Origin of the sequence: Streptomyces mutabilis (assembly GCF_014649815.1) — a bacterium.
GTDB classification, from domain to species: Bacteria; Actinomycetota; Actinomycetes; order Streptomycetales; family Streptomycetaceae; genus Streptomyces; species Streptomyces mutabilis.
Window position 1 is genome coordinate 1 of the sequence record NZ_BMTT01000107.1, and the last position, 926, is coordinate 926.

Genomic DNA, 926 nt, shown 5'->3' on the forward strand with positions numbered 1-926 from the left:
ACTAGGGTCCGTCTTCAAAGATCACTGGGGTGGTGGATCATGGTGGGGTGATACGCCGCCATGAACTCACGGATGCGGAGTGGGAGTTACTTGCTCCCCTGATACCGCGGGCCGCCACGGGACGCCCGCGTGTGTCGGACCGGCAGGTCATCAACGGGATGGTCTACAAGATCCGCACCGGTATCTCCTGGCGTGACCTGCCGGAGCGCTACGGGCCGTGGAAGACGGTCTACACCCGCTTCCGCCGCTACGCCCTGGACGGCGTGTTCGCCCGAGCGCTTCAGCAGGTCCAAGCCGAAGCGGACGCGGCCGGCGATATCGACTGGCTGGTCCAGATCGACTCCACCATCGTCCGTGCCCACCAGCACGCTGCCGCCACCGGCCGAAAAGGGGGAACCACCGGCCGGACGAACCGGACGATCACGCCCTCGGCCGATCCCGAGGCGGACTGACCACCAAAATTCACCTCGCCTGTGACGGCCGCGGCCGGCCCCTCGCCATCCTGCTGACACCCGGCCAACGGCATGACAGCATCTGCGCACGCCCGCTCCTCGAACGCATCCACGTCCCGCGAACCGGCGTCGGACGACCACGCTGCAGGCCCGACCAGGTCATCGCGGACAAGGCTTACAGCTCCCGCGGCTTCCGCGCCTACCTGCGCAAACGCGGCATCGCACACACCATCCCGGAGAAGACCGACCAGCAACGGCACCGTCACAACCGCGGACGCCACGGCGGCCGACCACCGGCATTCGACCGGCATCTCTACCGTCGCCGCAACGTCGTTGAGCGCTGCATCAACCGCCTCAAGGGCTTCCGCGGCATCGCCACCCGATACGAGAAGACCGCCACTTCCTACGAAGCAGCGGTCAATCTCGCCTCATTCCTACTCTGGGCAAGATCCGTTTGAAGACGGACCCTAGTAG

The 926-nt window shown here is 66.2% G+C and carries 1 protein-coding gene; it reads left to right on the forward strand.

Annotated features, from left to right (window positions below):
* The first annotated feature begins 50 nt into the window (after positions 1-50).
* Positions 51-910 (forward strand): IS5 family transposase gene (locus tag IE142_RS34855; RefSeq protein WP_370466449.1). Its coding sequence is split into 2 segments (ribosomal slippage): positions 51-417 and positions 417-910, totalling 861 coding nucleotides; the frame shifts between segments, so codons are not numbered across the junction.
* Positions 911-926: the final 16 nt, after the last annotated feature.